The organism is Variovorax robiniae, from assembly GCF_037889955.1.
Lineage (GTDB): Bacteria > Pseudomonadota > Gammaproteobacteria > Burkholderiales > Burkholderiaceae_C > Variovorax > Variovorax robiniae.
Genome location: NZ_JBBKZS010000085.1, coordinates 1 through 1,569, shown reverse-complemented (window position 1 = coordinate 1,569; position 1,569 = coordinate 1). Strand labels below are relative to the sequence as shown.

The window sequence follows — 1,569 nt, the reverse complement described above, 5'->3', positions numbered from 1 at the left end:
GGCGGCCCCTGCGGGGGCTGAAATAATGAAAGCCAGAACAGCCAAAAGAGAAGTCAGGCCATCCCGGTCTGACTCAAGCCAATAGGCCTCCTCGAAAGCCGGTGTGGTTCACCCAGTTGGGTGGAGTCATCATTTTCGACCATTGGACCGGAACAAACATGTTCGTTGACACAATAGGTGAACGGATTGCCGCAAAGGCCCTTGCCAAAGACCCTAGATACTTCAATTTGCATGGCACGGGTGTCTTCGTACGCCAGAAATGATGCGGCACATGCAAGCGTTAGTGCGGCGGCGTCCGCCAACCCCTCGCCCTGGGGTATACGAACTCTACTGGTCCTTCGCCTCGCGAAGGCATCGCGCCTTTGAAGCTCGCTTGGCTGGTGCAAACCAGCCCTGGTCAAACGACCCAATCTTGCAGATCTTCAAGTTCTGCAACGTCTTCCGTGCGTTGGATCGCGTCTCTCAATTCCTGATCAAAGAGGTCGCGTATGGCGAGAACCCGCTGTCAACCCCCGAGGATCGGGTCTTTCAGATCGTCGCGTTCCGCATGTTCAGCAATATCAGGACATGGCAGGAAGTGACACGCCTCCTTGGCGGCGCCCCCCGAATCAGTCACTTGCGCTCGGGTGACTTCCTCAGGGTGCTTGACCAAGTCAAGGTCGAGAAAGGAGGGCTGTATACCGGCGCATTCATACTTTGCGCAAACAAGGCCTTTGGCTTCGACGAGAAACATCGCAATCACGTCGCACTTTTCCGGCATATGTTTGTTGACCAACAGTGCGCGAGCCGGGTGATCGAGACACCGAGCATGCAAGCGTTGGTTGCCCTTCTCCAGAGCTTTCCGTTGATGGGACCGTTTATGGCCTATCAAACGGCCATCGACATCAACTACTCCACCTTGACGGACTTCAGCGAGAACGACTACGTTCAGGCCGGGCCCGGTGCCCTCCGCGGCCTAAAGAAGGCGTTCACCGATCTCGGGGACTACTCGCCGGCGGACGCCATTCTTTGGATGGTCGATCGTCAGCACAAGGAGTTTGCTCGCCTGCGGCTCCCCTTCAACGGGCTGTTCGGTCGCCCGCTGCACGGAATCGACTGCCAAGGTCTCTTCTGCGAGCTGGACAAGTACTGCAGGGAGGCGATGCCCGAACTTTCCAGCGCCCGAAGCCGCATCAAGGCTCGATTCAACGCGTCTGCCCAACCAATTGCACTCTTTTTGCCCCCGAAATGGGATCTTCCCGCGCCAGGTACGCTCCCGGGGATGGCTCGCTCTGGCCCGTGGGGGAACGCAAAGGCAGGCCGACTCAAAGAGTATGCATTTCAGCGCAATCTCGATCTTTTCGAAGATTAGCGAGAGTCGCGCGGCGATCGAAAAGCTGTACCCCAATCAACGTCCCTATGCAATCGATCGAAGGCCTTCGTTCCGAGTTTGATAGATGCGAGCTCGGGCCGCTCGGCTTACTCAGCAGTCCGTAATATAGGCGACAGATGGCACTTGGAAGAACGAGCGCACCAAGCGCCGGTCTTTCTGCATTTGGCGTAGTTGTTGCTCGACTCGAATGGCCAGCT

Annotated in this window: 1 protein-coding gene; it reads left to right on the top strand. The window is 57.0% G+C overall.

The annotated features are described in order from the left end of the window. The first annotated feature begins 259 nt into the window (after positions 1-259). Complete coding sequence (locus WKW79_RS36935) at positions 260-1,351, top strand: nucleotide kinase domain-containing protein (RefSeq protein WP_340340181.1); 1,092 nt, start codon at positions 260-262, stop codon at positions 1,349-1,351. Positions 1,352-1,569: the final 218 nt, after the last annotated feature.